We start from the raw sequence: 16,405 nt of genomic DNA, 5'->3' as shown, positions 1-16,405 counted from the left end.
AAAAAAGGGGTGTGACGGTAAGAAAACCGCTTTTTCGTGCCGTCACCCAGTGGAAAAAAGGGGTGAGGCGGTAAGAAAACCGCTTTTTCGTGCCGTCGCCCTGTGAAAAAAGAGGCTGAGGCGGTATGCAATCTACTATTTCGTACCGCCGCCTAGTGAAAAAGAGCGTGAGGCGGTAAGAAAGCCACTTACTCTTTGATTATTCCTATTTTGCTATTTTCCGCGACCAAATCACCACAGGAACAAGTAGAAGCGCTAGAAATCCTCCAGCAAGTGAGAGTGATGCATAACTCGAATTAGCTACAACCATACCTGAGAGTGCACCACCAGACGCGCCTGACAATGCAATCAGGACATCCACCGATCCTTGTGTCTTCGCTCTTGTTGATGGAGTGGTGGAATCAATGATAGTTGCAGTCCCGCTGATCAAGCCAAAGTTCCAACCCAAACCGAGTAAGGCAAGTGCGATGATGATTCCGATCAGGCTGCCTGGTGGAGCAAAGGCAGCAACGAGACCTGAAAGAAGAAGGGTGGCTCCCGCAACAACTGCCATTGCGGTACGCCCCACCCTGTCCACTAACATACCAGTGACCAATGAAGGAAGATACATAGCGCCGACGTGTATTCCGATGACAAGACCCACTTGTCTTAGTCCATGACCATGATGCCCCATATGAATCGGAGTCATGGTCATGATTGCGACCATCACCACTTGGGTCAAGATCATTACAGTGGCACCTACCACAACTCCTTTATTGGATGTCTGGAGACTGCTAGTTTCAGAGATATCGGACGTATTTCTTCTATTCCATTCTTCCAACTTTTTTGCAATTAAAAATGGATCTGGTCGAAGAAAAGCCAGCAGAATAAGACCTGCAGTTATGAAAGCTGCTGAGGCTAAAATAAACGGACCTGCCAACGGGGGAATGCCCATGGATGTCGCGAAATCACCCATTACCCCTACCAGATTCGGTCCAGCCACGGCACCCAATGTCGTAGAAACGAGTGCTATACTGACTGCTGTTGCTCTCTGTTTGGAGTTCGCAAGATCCGTACCCGCATAACGGGCCTGAAGATTAGTGGCTGTCCCTGCACCATAAATAAAAAATGATGCAAATAGCAACGGTACATTACTTGTTATGGCTGCCAGTATGACTCCTATCGCACCTAGTCCCCCAGTGATGAATCCAGTTGCAAGTCCGGAACGTCGGCCGAATTTTTGTGAAAGTCTTCCTACTACTAGTGCAGAACCTGCTGATCCTAGTGTAAACAGCGCAACCGGAACGCCCGAATAAGCATCCGTCCCTAACATATCCAATGCCAGAAGCGCCCCCACAGTTATCCCTGCGGCAAGCCCCGCTCCACCGAAAATCTGCGAAAGCACTACTATGAAAAGTGTCTTCCTGTACAATCCAGCTAGTTTCTCCGGAGAACTTATATATGGATAAATCTCTTCATCCATTTCCCCCTCCAGGGCATTTGAATCATCTATCCTTTGTTTGTTTAACATGATGTAAGCCGCCTTTCGGGGACAGGTCCCGTGTCCCGCTTATAAATCAGAAGAAATCATAAAAGAATGAAGGACGGTTCGGTAAAAGGCTTTCCAATCTTTCAATATCTTCTTTTCTTCCATCCAATAATTCCAATTCGTACAACTCCATAGGGCGTTTATACCCGAAAAGAATGGTAGACAATGAGTTTATATCCATTTTTAAAATTGAACCATCTTCAATCCCATGGGTGTCAATCACTGTTATTTCACCATTATTCAAGGAAAATGTTCTTTCATTCCATCTCGCATATGGATCCGAAATTTGCAACAAAACCTCTGTGTCACTCCACTGAAACTCGTAATCTTTTAGAAACTTTTCAGCATCCACAATCCTCACCATAAAGTAAGGTGCAATCTCTGCCTTCACATTCGGTTCCTGGAGTGAGAATAAGAGTGGGTCTTTTTCCTGCAGGATCATTTCCACTTGTTCGAGCATCGAATCGTGCTGGCAGATAAAATTCCATAGACCTATCCTTGCTTCAGAAGTAAGTGCGACAAACTCCTCCACTTTCATCTTGGAATCCTTGATGGAATAGAGGATATACCCTATTGCCTGCTGACTCTTATTATAGTAGATTGCAGTCGATTCCCCGTCACATATGTTTTTCCACCAGGATTCCTCTCGGACGAGCATTCCAGAGAAACGAGTGGCAAATTGAGAATAGACTTCGTTCAAATCTTGATAATTGTGGTCCTCTATCGCACGTTTAACACTGCCAGGAGCTAGACCCTGCAATACCAGATCCGCTCTTGTTATGGTACATTTGACTCGATTCGTCAGAAGCTCCCAACCATACTTCCGATAAAATGAAATTTTAAAAGGATGAAGCATGGAAACAAGATATCCCTCTTCCTTCATCTGCTTTAACGATTGTTTCATCAATTCCTTAACATAGCCTTTGCGGCGATACTCTGGATAGGTGGCAACACCTGCGATGCCACCCATTTTCCACTTCTGCTCACCTGTATGTACTTCCAAAGGGATAAGGTGCAGCTTTGCAGCAAGCTGCTCATCCTCAAAAATCCCAAGTATGGCATGCTTCTTCACCTGCTCCATGCGTTTTGGGATGTCCGCTTCTGGAACCTTATATTGAAATGCATACTCGGATAATGCGATTGCTTCCTTGAAATGTTTTTCTTTTAATTGAACTATTTCATTCATAGTGTTTTCCTCCTTGAAGCTCCAATTCTACTTTTAAAGTTCCTCCCAATTTTTAAATATTATCTATGGTAATAGGGCAACCTTTTAAAAAAAGATAGGGGTGATACCTATAATTAGACAAGCTATATTGATTATTGCATTTTTATTTTTTATTGTCTCTACTGTGAATTCCGTCACTAAAAACATTACTGTTAATACTGACGCACTGAACGAAGAAAAAGAAAAGATTCTAGGTTCTATCCCCGAAGCCAAGCTCACTTTCTATGCACAGGAGAATGAAGGCAATCTAGTGAATTTCCGCATGAGCGTGAATGGGCAGACGAAGTATTTCCCCTACTGGAGAAATGTATCCAATGAAACATATGCTCCACAGTTCCTTTACAATGATATTAATGGGGACGGCAAAAAAGAATTGATCGTCATCCTCACCCAAGGTTATGGAACTGGTGTTTTGGAACAGAATGTACATGTTCTACACCAAACGCGGACTAATGCAGGAGAGGCGTACCGAGAAATAATCGTAGATGATCCAAGGACGATCTTGCTTAAAAATGTCAGGACCAACCTGACAAAATCCGAAGCAATTATCACCATCCTTAACAGAAAAAAGACTTATAACATTGAAAAAATCGTGACAGGACCTGAAGGCTTATTCTCCAACATTGTGACAGATAATTTGATTAGCTACGAGGTCGTCGAAAATCACCTTATCGCAAAAATGGGAGCACAAATTGGTCCTGGTATACTTATCGGCAGCTTTTATATAACCTACGAGTACAAGGATGGCTTCTATCAAATGGAAAGCATAGAGTTTCGATGGGGTGAGTAGGGACAGGTCCCGTGTCCCGCTCACCCTCCAAAAAATTCACGCGGATATTCAACCACTCCAGAAACCCCGTCAAGCGCACTCTCCTTAAGTTCCAGGGCCATGAACACTTCATCGGGCACTTCGAATGGAGGTTTTATCCCCAAAATTGAGGCCTTTTTAAAACCGAACTTTGGGTAGTAGGTGGGATGACCCAGGACAATTACCGACTCGAACCCGAGCTCCTTCGCTTTTCTCAAAGCTTCCTCTATCAGCCTCTTTCCAATTCCTTTGCTTTGGAATTCAGACACAACCGAAACAGGCGCTAGTGCCAAAGATTCAACTTTTTCATTCTCATTTACTATGTTCACTTTTGTTAAAAGTATATGTCCTACAATCTCATTTCCCTCTGCAACCAACGACAATTCAGGGACGAAGGCTTCTGACCTCCGCAGCAGCGAAACCATTTCGTGTTCTGTTTTATCACTGATTTCCACAGTAGAAAATGCCCTCTCTATTACCTTCTCCGTTAATTGATAGTCAGAAGGCTGTTCCTGTCTTACGGATACATTCATTTGATTTTCTCCTTATGTAATATGCTGTACTATGATTATTCGACAAAAGAGACTAAGTTCCTTTAAGAGTAAAATCCACACTTGGGGCTTTAGTTAAATGGCGGTTAAGTTTAAAAAGCGGACCTATAGCCCTGTCCCCATGGTATATTCCCTCCAAACCCTACATAAAGAAATAAAAGAACATTCCGAGGGGGGTTGCATTATGCTTATGCGAACAGTGTATCGAAGGTGGTCGGAGTATCCGTATCAGGGTGAGCAGGTTCCCCCTAGGGGTGCCCCGGAATCAGGATATTGGCCGATGTTTTTTTTCAGAAGGGAAAGTGACGGCCGGTTTATCGACCCCTTTGGAAGACCGATCCAATGGCAGATTAAAAATCCCCTGGACATCAATTGGGAATCCGAATTGCAACTGGTGGAACAGACCAGGCTTGCCATTACACCCCAACAAATTCAGAGTGCACAATATTGGGCAACTGGGGAATTCACCGCTAAGTTCAGTAGACTTATTTATGAACTAGGCACGAAGTATCCAAAAGGATCACCTTCTATTGCCAGGATGCAAGGCTTCTATCAGGCTGCGATGAATGACGTCTTTGTCATCTCTTGGTACCTGAAATACCTGTGGGATGTAGCACGTCCAAACCAATATGGCCGCAGTTTCAGCCCTGTCCTCGACACCCCCCGTTTCCCTGCCTATCCATCCGCACACGCCGTCATTGCAGGGGCATCGGAAGTCATCATCAGCTACTTCTTCCCTCAGGAAGCCGCAAATCTTAAATCAATTGCTGAAGATGCCGCGGTATCCCGCTTATATGCAGGCGTTCATTTCAAAGCCGACAATGATGAAGGATTAAGATTGGGAAGGCAGATCGGTGGCTATGTGGTGGAATTGATGAAGGGGCAGAATATTAATCTATGATTGGATAATTAGGAAACAGACCAAGAAACAGAGTGAGTTCATTTCTGCTTCTTGGTCTGTTAGGCTTAACTAAAATTATGGCCAGATAGAGCTCTTTTTTCCTAAACTACTGCTCTTCCTTTTTAAACTCTTCAAAAATAGAGATGGATGTAAGGATAATACCTGCTATGAAAACAGCGATTGTTGCAAGCCATTGGAGGAAAGTCATGGCGACGATGGTTGACAAAAAAGTAAAGAAAAGCCAGCGATAACTGTTTTTGATATTCTCATCTCCTCAATTAGAATTGACCTGCATTTTTTTCTTCCCATACAAGCTTGCTGAACTCTTCCGCAAAAACTTCCACAGCATTATGCAATTCCTCTAGATTATTGTCCACTCCGCCAACCTCTAAAAGTAGTGAACGCTCCGAAAGGTCCTGATTATAAATGCCGTCCCCTTGCGATTTATTTTTAATCAATACACCTCTGCACAGTCCTGGATACTTTTCTTCAATTGCATAATATAGCCTATCTGCGAACTCCAAGTTTTTTTCAAAGTTTGCATGATCTTCCCCCACCACAAACAACAATCTGGCGTACTTCTTATCATTAATATTTATCGTGGTTCTTTCTTTTCTAAACGAATCCCTATGAATATCAATTACATACCTTACTTCCTTATTTGTGGACAAAACCTCTTTAACTACTTCTCTTGAAAGCTGGTAAGAATTATAGTAATTCCACCCTCTAGCGTGTAATTGCTCGGTCACATTGGAAGTGTTATGCTTTGACTTTACCCCTGCACCCATGAGGGAATTCTTCAGCATATTTCCAACTGCGATTACATTTGCACTCGAATTGTTGCTAGTTGCTTCATCTGGTTCTGATACTCCTTTTAATAATGGTAAAAAAGATTCCCAGCTATGTGAATGGTGGATATAAACCAATTCTTCCTCAAGCATCTTATCTGGAACTAGAGGAGTATTGATCTCATCTGCATCCAAGAGGGACTGTTCTGCAATTTCCCTTTCTTTTAACAGCACTTCCATGGGGGCGGATGATTCATGAAGCAAATTGGTATAATCCGTTCCTTCACCAGCAATATGTATTTTATAATCATAGGCAAAAAAACCAGGAATCTCATTCCCCAATAAGCTTCTGACATCATTCGGTTTAACATTTGTAGCTAATTGAAAGAGCATGTTTCCTATGGGGATCTTTTTCACTTCAACATCATTACCCACGAAATATTGGTTTTGACTCTGTATAATCGCTAGGAATAAATGTTCCACTTCAATATTCTTCATCCATTTTGTGATAACTTCAGAAGACATTCTGCTGGAGAAGACTGTACTAATAGAAGAGATGATGATGAATGCAATAAATAGAGTTAAAAATGTGCCATTCATATAAAAAACGAGTATTTTCTTTGTGGAATGTTTAGGACGATTAGTAGTGTTAATAGATATCCCCTCCTTCAATACCATTTATATTCCAATTAAAATGGTATAGAAGTGGAAAATGAGTTTCTCTATTTAATGATAGGGATTACTTTGAAAAATCTTAGATGCTACTCTCTCAAACTGACTCCGCTACCCTCCATAATCTTCTCCGTCTCCAACCTTGTCCAGTCCTCCACAGACATTTCAGGATGTTTGCTGATGAATTGCTGCATAATTTGATAGCCTAATCGATAATGAGACCATTGTGGAATACCGAGTGGGGCATTTCCGTTATGCATGATGCTATAATCTTTATGGTCATAGGAAGTTTGCTTTTCTTGAAGGAAACGCTTTACATTTTGTTCCTCCTCATCATCCAGAGGCTCGATCCAGCCAACATAATAATCCTCATATACTATGCTCGTAAATGCATCCGCTTTTCCTTCCATCATCATGATATCGAGAAGCTGCGGTTTACTGATTCTGTAATCTGAAATATCCATGAATACAAGGTGATGGTACTCGTGGGCAAAGAAAGTTTTTATACTTTCTTCCGTATATTCATTTGGATCTATTTGCATGACCATTGCGTCCTTTGTCGTGGCAAAACCTGCAACACCGTTCATGTAAGCCAAACTTTTTTCAGGGTTACTTGGAATAATATATATTTGGAAATCTCCTCCTGGCAGGATAGGAACAGAATCGTCGATTGCATCTTTTACAGCCTGTACAATCTTATCGTGATCTTGATCAAGCCGTTGAATGTAGGTTTGAAGCTTCTCCATATTTCTTGGGGGATAAAAGTGTGGGTCATCAAGTGTAAAACCGTGGTTATAGCCGTATATCTCTGTACTAAGGGGGTTCAGTACGTGCAAAAGAAAGCTTTCATTTATATTGCCTGTATCCGTTTTCTGAGCTTCTATGTAATCCCAATACTGTTCATAATAAGGTATGATTTGAAACTCCTGTCCGTTGAAGCTATATGTAACAGCAGAACTTTTGCTTAACTCCAATCTATTATTCTTATTTTCTGTATCTGATTCTTTAGAGCATGCTGCAGTAAGCATGAGAAGTATAAAAATGAAAACCTTCTTCAACCATCCTGTCCCCTTTCAATCTGTTTTCCATCAAACCCCTTACCCAAGACCTTCTCCTTTTCTTCATCAAGAAAGACAATCAAGTTTCCTGAATCAGCTGTCTCGGTATGATGAAACGTAACTGCATACACTGTGTTCCCCAAATGTTCTTTTCCGAGACTTTCACCTAACTCCTCGTCGACCACCACTTTCTGGACAGTGGAATCCTTCGGGCTGATCATTAAACTCTGCTCCTCTTGTGACAGGCTGTTAAAGGCAACCATTTCAGCTGATGGCTTCCTTTCATCAGTAAAAAATCCACCTAGCATGAAGCTGCCAAGCACGACTAGTAGAACTGCAATACATATAAAAAATATTCCGAAAAATGAGCGTAGACTTGAAATGGTACTTAACAATACTACACACTCCTTTCTGAATTATCTTCGATTACTAGACTGAGATTCTATTCTTAAGGCAAAAAATGATTATTATTGGCTGGATTATGATGTTTCTGCGTTTCATCTTTGACGGCCTCTATCTGATCCTTTGTTTTACGATCATCATTTGACTTATACCGGTCCGTTCTTTTATCGATTATATAGCCCAAAATCAAGAATGCAGCGACAAAAAGAATCACAATTCCCCAAAACATCAGCATCTCCTCCTTTATAGGTACTATATTCTACAAACGTCCAATAATTTCCTTTTATATTTCGTTTTTAACCATGGCGCACCATATCAGAAAGTGCTTTACGATGAAAAATTTGTATTTACGATGAAAAACCCCTTGCTTATGCTGAAAAAAATCAATTTGCGCTTAAAAACCCTACCTTTACGGTGAAAAATTTGAATTTATGCACAAAGCGCAATAGTAGACATCAGTCGACACGCGCTGCTCAAAAAATTAGGGCGGAATCCAATTAGGAATCCCGCCCTTGACAATTATATGTTCACTGTGTCGGTCACTATCTTCTTCAATTCCATCAAATCATCAATCACCAAATCCGCCAAGGCTAGCTCCTCTTCTTTGGCAAAATCAAAATTGCACCCTACCGCTAATAGGCGATTCGCTTTGGCAGCGTTGATATCCGACAGTCTGTCACCGACAACCGCACCAGAAGTAATGCCATACTTATCCACGATACCTTTGACTAACTCCCCTTTATCCAACGAATCTATCTGCTGGATGCTGAAGGTTTCCGTCACCCAGTCTTCAAGCTGATAATGAGTAACAATCGCTTTCAAATAATCGGTCAGCCCATTGCTTGCAATAAAAATGGAATATCCATTTTCTTTTAAAAAGCTTAAAGTTTCGAGTACGTTTGGGTAAAGGGCACCTTGTCCATTCCTGATGTTTTCTATTAGCCTCTCGAGGAAGATTTCATTTGCTTTCTCCCTGATTTGATTGGAATGCAGCGGTAATAATGTTTCCCAGACGACCTGTAACGGAACGCCCATGATTTCCCGGTATTTATCAATTGGCGTGAGGGTGTGCCATTCATCCCGCTCCCTCAAAAAATCAAATGTATCATCCAGTGATAGCTCCAGGATTTTATCTGTCTGGAACAGGGTTCCGTCCATGTCAAAAATAATCGCTTTCAAATCAAACCTCTCCATTCCTCAAACTGTTCAAGTTATTATGTAGGAGTTCCTGATAGTTTTCCTTACTCCATAAAGTAACCATTTATATATGCTTCCGTTGACTCATAGTTTACCAGAAAGTCAGAGACTGTGTTGTGGATTTTCATGGCAGATACCTCCATTGGAAAGCAGATTTCTTCAAGACTTCTTCATTTTATGAATACATCTAATAAGATAGATATTAAACACCATGGAGGCCGCCAGTACACCCAACATGGCATTTTCCAATTCCGGGGTCACACTTATGATAAAGATGGATAAAATAAACACGACAACAGCAAGTACTATACCATTAAACATGCGACTCCTCCTGATGACCATTGTTAAGCAATGCCGCTTGACCTGTTCCCTCGGACACACCTGCGATGGCTCGCCCCGCAATTCTTCCGGAGAAAAGGCAGCCGCCGAGGAAGGTGCCTTCCATTGCCCGATAGCCGTGGAGTCCGCCACCGCCGAAGCCGGATGCTTCGCCAGCTGCATAAAGGCCTGGTACAACTTCTCCTGCTTGGTTTAAGACACGTCCTGATAAATCCGTTTGAAGGCCACCGAGTGTTTTGCGGCTGACGATGTTGAGTCGGACGGCGATAAGCGGACCGTTTTTCGTGTCCAGTATTTTGTGGGGAGGAGCGACCCGGATCAGTTTGTCCCCGATGTAATTTCGTGCTCCTCTAATAGCGGTAATCTGCAGATCCTTCGTGAACTTGTTCTCTATCTCCCTGTCCCTGGCAGTGATCTGCCGTTCGATGGTTTTCAAGTCCAATAGATGATCACCTGTCAGGTTGTTCATTCCTTCCACTAACTCTGCCAAATTATTTGCCACGATAAAATCTTCACCCTTATCCATAAATGCCTGAACAGGTGCTGGTGCACCAGGCAGTACTCTGCTCAGCACCTTTTTGATGCTTTTTCCTGTCAAATCGGGATTCTGTTCCGAACCGGATAAAGCAAACTCTTTTTCGATAATTTTTTGGGTCAAAATGAACCAGGAATAGTCATAGCCTGTTTTTCTGATCTCCTCAAGGGTTCCCAGTGTGTCAAAGCCGGGAAAATTAGGTGCTGGAAAGCGTTGTCCTTTGGCGTCAAACCAGAGCGAGGATGGTCCGGGAAGAATCCGGATGCCATGTTCTTTCCAGACGGAACTCCAGTTTTTTATTCCTTCTGTGTAATGCCACATGCGGTCCTTATTTACGATTCGCCCCCCTGCTTCCTCCGTTATTCCAAGCATGCGCCCGTCCACATGCTCGGGAACCCCGGAGAGCATACTGGTTGGTGGATCCCCCAACCTTTTTGGCCAGTTTTTCCGGATCAATTCATGATTGCCTCCGATCCCACCACTTGATACAAGTACAGACCGCCCGCGACAGCTAAAGCTGTCCGCTATTTCCCTTGAACTCCTTTCTCCGCGTGCTGCATCACTTGGCACAAGGATGTCACCATCAACGCCGACTACCGCCCCATTTTCTGTAAGCAGTTTATTCACTCGATGTCTAGGTCTGTAATCGACCAGACCACTTTTCATATGTTCCCTGACCCGCTTCTCAAATGGCTCGACAATCCCAGGGCCTGTTCCCCAGACGATATGGAAGCGGGGTACAGAGTTACCGTGCCCCTCCGCCAAATAGCCCCCTCTTTCTGCCCATCCGACCACAGGGAAAAAGCGGACTCCCATCTTTGTCAGCCACTCACGTTTCTCCCCTGCAGCAAAGTCCACATATGCCCTCGCCCATTTTTTTGCCCAGACATCCTCGTCCTCCAAGCGGTCAAACCCGGCTGTCCCAAGCCAATCCTGCCAAGCAAGTTCCTTTGAGTCCTTGATCCCCATCCGTCTCTGTTCCGGGGAATCTATGAGGAACAAACCTCCGAATGACCACCATGCCTGTCCGCCGAATGAAGCTTCAGGCTCCTGATCCAACAGCAGCACCTTCTTACCGGCATCGGCAATCTCTGCTGTTGCCACCAGCCCAGCCAAACCTGCCCCAATCACAATTGCATCCCATTCCATCCTGCATCCCCCACTTACAAATTATTCTTTTTTAGCATTTCGACATCCAACGACATATCCCTCTTTTTCCTTTACCTCATGCACTTCTGTAAAATTTCACTTTTTAGCCATATAGAAAAAATCCGAAAATATAATAAAGAATGTTAAGTCCTATTCCGGACCACTTATGGGGAACGTTTTGGAAAGCGAGGAGAATACATGACCACCGTATTGGAAGTAAAAGAGCTTAAAAAATCATTTGGGAACATCCATGCAGTTCAGGATATCAGCTTTTCGGTCAAGGCAGGAGAAGTGTTTACCATCATCGGGCCGAATGGAGCAGGAAAGACGACCACATTGGAAATGATCGAAGGGCTAGTGACGCCAGACTATGGTCATATCCATTTTGGGGATCTTAATTGGAATAAAAATGCAAACGACATAAAAAGGAAGATCGGCGTACAACCTCAGTCCAGTGCAATGTTCGACCTACTGACTCCAGAAGAGAACCTTGATCTTTTTGCCACCTTTTACGGCAGGGCCCGGCAGACGGAAGATATCCTTGAGTTAATCAATTTGACGGAGCACAGGCAAAACCGGGTAAAGAATCTCTCGGGTGGACAGCGCCAGCGCCTGGCAATCGGACTCGCCATGATCAGCGACCCTGAAATCGTTTTTCTGGATGAACCTACGACCGGCTTAGATCCCCAGGCCCGCAGAAATATTTGGGACATCATTCTCCAATTGAAGTCACTTGGGAAAACCATCATTTTAACGACGCATTATATGGAAGAAGCGGAAAAGCTGAGTGACAGGGTATGCATCGTTGACCAGGGGAGGATCGTCACGCTGGACACCCCTAGTGCCCTCATAGAAAAGCTTACCGAGGAAAGAGAGGTTCGGTTATCGTTTCTTGATGGAGAAGAAGCGGCAAAGGATGGCGAGTTTTTTGCAAATACTCTTGCTTCCGTTTCCAGGACGGAACGGGAAGCGACGTCCCTGATTCTGTGGACGGCCAAACCTGAGGAAACCCTTTACGACATTTTTAAATTTACAAAAGAAAAAGAGTATCAGATCGAGCAGGTTTCGATCCGGGAAATGAGCCTGGAGGACGTCTTCATCTCCTTTACCGGCAAGGAATGGAGGGATTAGCATGGGTAGTTTCAATCAGTTCAAGAAAATGTTCTCCACCCATCTCAAACTTACCATACGCGAAAAACAGGCCTGGTTCTGGGGAATCTTCTTTCCTGTCATCCTGATGGTCGTGTTCATGGTCATCTTCACCGGAGATTCGGACGATGAATTCAGTTCCGAGATTGCCATCGTGAACGAACAGCCGAACCCGACCTCAGATATGGTGTTGAACCAGATCAAGCAGATTGAGATACTGGATATTAAATCCGATGAAACGGTATCGAGGGCACAGGCTGAGGATTGGGTAAAAGAGAAAGAGGTCGATGCGGCAATCATCCTGCCGGAATCCGCTGACGCAACCTCCATCACGCTGATTGTAAATAAAGAAAATGAACAGGGAGTGACCGCACAGGCGCTTTCTGGGATACTAGATAAATTCATCCAACAGGCAAACCTCTTTGTAGCAGGGGCAACACCAACCTACGAAATGAAATTTGAATCAATCTCTTCCGGCAGTACAGAGCTAAGCTATACCGATTTCCTGCTGACGGGGATGATTGCACTCGCGATAGCCCAGGGAGGCATGTTCGGCATGATTGACCTGGTTGAAATGCGTCGAAAGGGTCTGCTCAAACGTCTCCGCATGACCCCTGCCAACATGGGAATATTCGGACTGAGCGACATGACGATGCGACTCTTGTTCAGCATAGTGCAGATCATCCTGCTGTCTTTGATTGGCGTGTTCGTCTTTGGCGCCAATCTTTATATCAACTTCCTTAGCCTGCTCGTCGTATTTCTGATCGGTGCACTTACCTTTAATGCACTTGGTTATTTCTTCTCGTCTTTCAGCAAAACAACCGAAGCATACATGGGAATGGCCAATATCGTCAACTTCCTCATGATGTTCCTTAGTGGGGTATTCTTTCCGGTAGAGACGATGCCAGGCTGGCTGCAGCCGCTATCCAACGTCCTGCCGCTCACACATTTTGCGGAAGCATTAAGGCAAAGCATGGCGTACGAAACAAGTCTTTTCTCTTCTACGCTTTGGTTGGGAATCGGGACTTTGGTGCTTTGGGGTGTGGTTGCGTTTACAGCGGGGGCACTGCTGTATAAGAGAAAATCAATTGTAGCAGTGCGATAAGGTAAGTGAACTGTCCGAAAAGACCAGAAAATTACTTTTCGGACGGTTTTTTTAATTGGCTTAAGGACAAGCTATGGCTTCACTCCCCAGCAACCAGGCTAAGCTGCTTTTCTTCTAATTTCCTGAAAACGCGCTGGGTATGGAGGGTGATCCAGAACACCGGTGCACTGATGCCGAAAACCACAATCAGACCGGGCAAATAACCTAGGATCAGTCCGAATAATGCCATTCCAAAAATACAGAATAGTGTTGGAACTGGATTCATGATCGTAACGAAAACTGTATTTTTCACATAGCTATATACATCCAATTTATAATGGACGAACATTGGGAAAACAAATACAAGTATCCATATGTAAACGAAGAATAAAAGGAATGCAACCGATTTAAGAATGACAGCTAACATGGCAGTCTGTGAAGAGAATATGTAAATGTATAATGCCAGTGCCACACCGATAATGAGTGTGATAAACCCGAGAATCTGAGACTTCCAGAATTCCGCTTTATAGGAGTGAAAGAAAGTCCGGAAGATCGGTATATCACTTTCACCCTGGACCCATTTTCTTGCGACTGTAAAAGTCGCGACCGTTGCAGGAAAAATGCCGAGCACAACCACACCTGCAAGGGTAAATAGGATCCAAAGCAGATTTAAGTATGCCAATTTCATGATCCATTCACAACACTCGTAAAGTTTATTTGCATATGTCTGAATCATAGGTTTCCTCCTTGTAAGGGAAAAAGAGGCTGCATGAAAGCATCCCCTCGTTCCTATTGTGTGCTTTTTAAGATGTTACAGAATCCCTTGAAACCTCGCGTAAATTCAGCTTTTCCATCAGTTTTGCAGTCTCTTCATAAGCTTCTGTGACCCATTCGACGATTCCATCCGGATTAGGGGCAAACTCAAGCTCACAGGAAACGACTCCATCATAACCTACCTCATCAAGCACTTTCAGGTAGCCTGCCAGATCGGCATTTCCTTTTCCTGTCGGCCAATCATTATGGACGGTCCCATCATTGTCGGAAATGTGTACATGACCGATTCTGCCTTTAAGCCTTTTGATTTCTTTTGCATCGATATCCTGAACATGCATATGTCCCAAGTCCACATTTGCGAGGCAATTTTTCCGATTTACATCATCCAAAAATCTTTCCATCGTATCAATGTCATTCACCAGTGAGTACTTGAAAGGCTCTAGTTCCACCACAATTTCCATGCCACATTTCTCTGCGTAATCGCTTAGTTCCTGTATCGCCTCTACTGCATACTGCCATTGCACTTCAGGGGCGATGACATTTTTCTCCCAAATGTATTCACCAAAGCATACCAACAGATTTTTCGCATCAAGGAATACACCCATATCGAGGATTTTCTTATAGCAGTCGATGGCAAACCGTCTAACATGTGCTTCCAGGGAAATCAGTTCCGGATAGGCGCTGGTCATCGAAATGATCGGCAAGCCATTTTCATCACAGATTTTTTTTATTTTCTTGATATCATAGGATTTGAAATCCATTACAGGAAAGATATCGATTGTATCGAACCCGATATCCTTTATTCTCTTGATTCCTTCGAAATACTCCACCTTACTTCCAAACCATGCAGAATTGATACAACCAAGTTTCATAAACGATACTCCCCTTCTAATAGACTTATTGGATTTTATTGAACCGAAGTCTCAACAGCTTCGTTCAGGATTGCCTTCTCTTCTATCAATCTTTTCTTCAAGCTATCCACATCAATGGAATGGAAAGCCTTGTTTTCTGCGATACTGATTGCCGCTGCAATACCTGCTGCATGCCCCATAGCCATGCATTGTGCAGAATTACGGGCTGATGCATGGGCGCCATGAGTGGCGGAAAGACAACGGCCGGCAACGAGCAGATTGTCCAATAGCTTGGGAACAAGAGCCCTGTAAGGAATATGATAGATTCCATCCCCTTTCACATAAGCCCAGCGCGTCCCATTTCCTGGCTGGTGATCTTCTACCGGTGCACCGCAGCAGGCAATCACATCTTCAAATTTCCTTCCCTCTACCACATCCTCCTCTGTCAAAATATAATCCCCTATGATTCTCCTGGTCTCCCGGACTCCGATATACTGACTCGTAGAAAGCAATGAGCACTGTTCAAAACCTCGGATATTTTCCTTCAGGAAGCGCGAGTACTCTTGAACCTGCCTCCTGCCTTCGATTTCAGCCAATGTCACGGCAAAAGGATCTGTTCCATCGACCCCGGGAACCCTAACCATATTGCACTGCACCACGCCAGGGTGAGGGGTGATGTGCCAGGAACCATCCTCTCTTGGTAGCTTGTAGTCTCCAAGCCTGTTCCCTTTTTTCATCAATCGGACAAGTTCCTTATGGGATACTTGTTTTGCCTCTTCTGTATGAACATTTCCTAGGAAAAAGATGGTGGAAAGCGACTGCATCTCGTTTAATGACGATTTTTCAAAAGGGGCACCTCCCCGAAAGGCTAGGTCTCCATCTCCTGTCGTATCAATGAATACTTTCGCCTGGACCTTTGTCATTCCACTTTTATTCGCCACCATGACATGTGTGACCTGGTTTTTTTCACTATGTACCTCACAAGCATAGGAGTGATATAGCAGGGTCACTCCTGCTTCCACGGCCATCGTTTCATAGACAATCTTCAATTTTTCCACATCATACGTAATACCTGTACCGGCTCCATAAGTGTTCGGTCTTTCAAAACACGCTTGTTCTTCTACAAGTTTCTGAACGATTTCCCAGGGTATCCCACCGACGATTCTTCTGACATCATTTCCAGGAGTGTAGAATCCGTAGAAAGTGTCCACCCCGGTTGCTGTGCGTGAACCACCAAGGCACCCTTGGGATTCAATCAATAGGACCTTCAAGCCTTGACGCGCGGCAGCAATGGCAGCGACGGTCCCTGCCGCACCGCCTCCTGCTACCAGCACATCCACATGTATTGTACCAATGTCCATCCTGTCACCTCTTTACGGGATATGTCATCATCT

General features: G+C 44.0%; 17 protein-coding genes. 4 read left to right on the top strand and 13 right to left on the bottom strand.

Annotation, left to right across the window (positions count from 1 at the left end):
- Positions 1-205: 205 nt before the first annotated feature.
- Complete coding sequence (locus tag JOC95_RS15020) at positions 206-1,462, bottom strand: MFS transporter (protein ID WP_204418120.1); 1,257 nt, start codon at positions 1,460-1,462, stop codon at positions 206-208.
- A 94-nt stretch (positions 1,463-1,556) separates the two neighbouring features.
- Complete coding sequence (locus tag JOC95_RS15015; RefSeq protein WP_204418004.1) at positions 1,557-2,714, bottom strand: GNAT family N-acetyltransferase; 1,158 nt, start codon at positions 2,712-2,714, stop codon at positions 1,557-1,559.
- Between the two features lie 100 nt (positions 2,715-2,814).
- Between JOC95_RS15015 and JOC95_RS15010 the strand changes: the two genes are divergently transcribed.
- Positions 2,815-3,543 carry a hypothetical protein gene (locus JOC95_RS15010; protein ID WP_204418003.1) on the top strand — a complete coding sequence of 243 codons (729 nt, stop codon included), beginning with the start codon at positions 2,815-2,817 and terminating at the stop codon, positions 3,541-3,543.
- A 20-nt stretch (positions 3,544-3,563) separates the two neighbouring features.
- On the opposite strand, the gene JOC95_RS15005 is transcribed toward JOC95_RS15010, so the two are convergent.
- Positions 3,564-4,094, bottom strand: a complete 531-nt coding sequence (locus JOC95_RS15005) for a GNAT family N-acetyltransferase (protein WP_204418002.1) — start codon at positions 4,092-4,094, stop codon at positions 3,564-3,566.
- Between the two features lie 202 nt (positions 4,095-4,296).
- On the opposite strand from JOC95_RS15005, the gene JOC95_RS15000 reads away from it, so the two are divergent.
- Positions 4,297-5,013 (top strand): vanadium-dependent haloperoxidase, encoded by a 717-nt coding sequence (locus JOC95_RS15000; protein WP_239582935.1) that lies wholly within the window; start codon positions 4,297-4,299, stop codon positions 5,011-5,013.
- A 278-nt stretch (positions 5,014-5,291) separates the two neighbouring features.
- On the opposite strand, the gene spoIIP is transcribed toward JOC95_RS15000, so the two are convergent.
- From spoIIP to JOC95_RS14965, 7 genes are all read right to left on the bottom strand, one after another.
- Entirely contained in the window at positions 5,292-6,299 is a 1,008-nt protein-coding gene (spoIIP, locus tag JOC95_RS14995) for a stage II sporulation protein P (RefSeq protein ID WP_204418001.1), read from the bottom strand.
- 263 nt (positions 6,300-6,562) lie between these two features.
- Positions 6,563-7,531, bottom strand: a complete 969-nt coding sequence (locus JOC95_RS14990) for a DUF2268 domain-containing putative Zn-dependent protease (protein ID WP_204418000.1) — start codon at positions 7,529-7,531, stop codon at positions 6,563-6,565.
- Complete coding sequence (locus JOC95_RS14985; protein ID WP_204417999.1) at positions 7,528-7,926, bottom strand: hypothetical protein; 399 nt, start codon at positions 7,924-7,926, stop codon at positions 7,528-7,530. The genes JOC95_RS14990 and JOC95_RS14985 overlap by 4 nt, the downstream gene beginning before the upstream one ends.
- A gap of 53 nt (positions 7,927-7,979) precedes the next feature.
- On the bottom strand, positions 7,980-8,162 hold the full coding sequence (locus tag JOC95_RS14980; protein ID WP_204417998.1) for a hypothetical protein: 183 nt from the start codon (positions 8,160-8,162) through the stop codon (positions 7,980-7,982).
- 290 nt (positions 8,163-8,452) lie between these two features.
- Positions 8,453-9,127 carry an HAD family hydrolase gene (locus tag JOC95_RS14975; RefSeq protein WP_204417997.1) on the bottom strand — a complete coding sequence of 225 codons (675 nt, stop codon included), beginning with the start codon at positions 9,125-9,127 and terminating at the stop codon, positions 8,453-8,455.
- Between the two features lie 162 nt (positions 9,128-9,289).
- Positions 9,290-9,451 (bottom strand): hypothetical protein, encoded by a 162-nt coding sequence (locus tag JOC95_RS14970; protein WP_204417996.1) that lies wholly within the window; start codon positions 9,449-9,451, stop codon positions 9,290-9,292.
- Positions 9,444-11,153, bottom strand: coding sequence for an FAD-binding dehydrogenase (locus tag JOC95_RS14965; RefSeq protein WP_204417995.1), 1,710 nt, complete (start codon positions 11,151-11,153; stop codon positions 9,444-9,446). Before JOC95_RS14965 ends, JOC95_RS14970 begins: the two co-directional genes overlap by 8 nt.
- A 198-nt stretch (positions 11,154-11,351) precedes the next feature.
- On the opposite strand from JOC95_RS14965, the gene JOC95_RS14960 reads away from it, so the two are divergent.
- Together JOC95_RS14960 and JOC95_RS14955 are read left to right on the top strand one after the other, a co-directional pair.
- Positions 11,352-12,284 (top strand): ABC transporter ATP-binding protein, encoded by a 933-nt coding sequence (locus tag JOC95_RS14960; RefSeq protein ID WP_204417994.1) that lies wholly within the window; start codon positions 11,352-11,354, stop codon positions 12,282-12,284.
- A 1-nt stretch (position 12,285) separates the two neighbouring features.
- Positions 12,286-13,407, top strand: coding sequence for an ABC transporter permease (locus tag JOC95_RS14955; protein ID WP_239582934.1), 1,122 nt, complete (start codon positions 12,286-12,288; stop codon positions 13,405-13,407).
- Positions 13,408-13,486: 79 nt separating this feature from the next.
- Here JOC95_RS14955 and JOC95_RS14950 read toward each other — a convergent pair whose 3' ends face one another.
- The 3 genes from JOC95_RS14950 to JOC95_RS14940 all read right to left on the bottom strand — a co-directional run bounded on the left by JOC95_RS14950 (position 13,487) and on the right by JOC95_RS14940 (position 16,372).
- The gene (locus tag JOC95_RS14950) at positions 13,487-14,122 is read right to left on the bottom strand and encodes a YesL family protein (protein WP_204417993.1); all 636 of its coding nucleotides are present in this window, start codon (positions 14,120-14,122) and stop codon (positions 13,487-13,489) included.
- 67 nt (positions 14,123-14,189) lie between these two features.
- Positions 14,190-15,032, bottom strand: coding sequence for a sugar phosphate isomerase/epimerase family protein (locus JOC95_RS14945; protein WP_204417992.1), 843 nt, complete (start codon positions 15,030-15,032; stop codon positions 14,190-14,192).
- 35 nt (positions 15,033-15,067) lie between these two features.
- Positions 15,068-16,372, bottom strand: coding sequence for an FAD-dependent oxidoreductase (locus tag JOC95_RS14940; RefSeq protein ID WP_204417991.1), 1,305 nt, complete (start codon positions 16,370-16,372; stop codon positions 15,068-15,070).
- Positions 16,373-16,405: the final 33 nt, after the last annotated feature.

Origin of the sequence: Sutcliffiella tianshenii (assembly GCF_016908565.1) — a bacterium.
Taxonomy (GTDB): domain Bacteria; phylum Bacillota; class Bacilli; order Bacillales; family Bacillaceae_I; genus Sutcliffiella_A; species Sutcliffiella_A tianshenii.
This window is presented reverse-complemented; position numbering and strand designations above follow the sequence as displayed.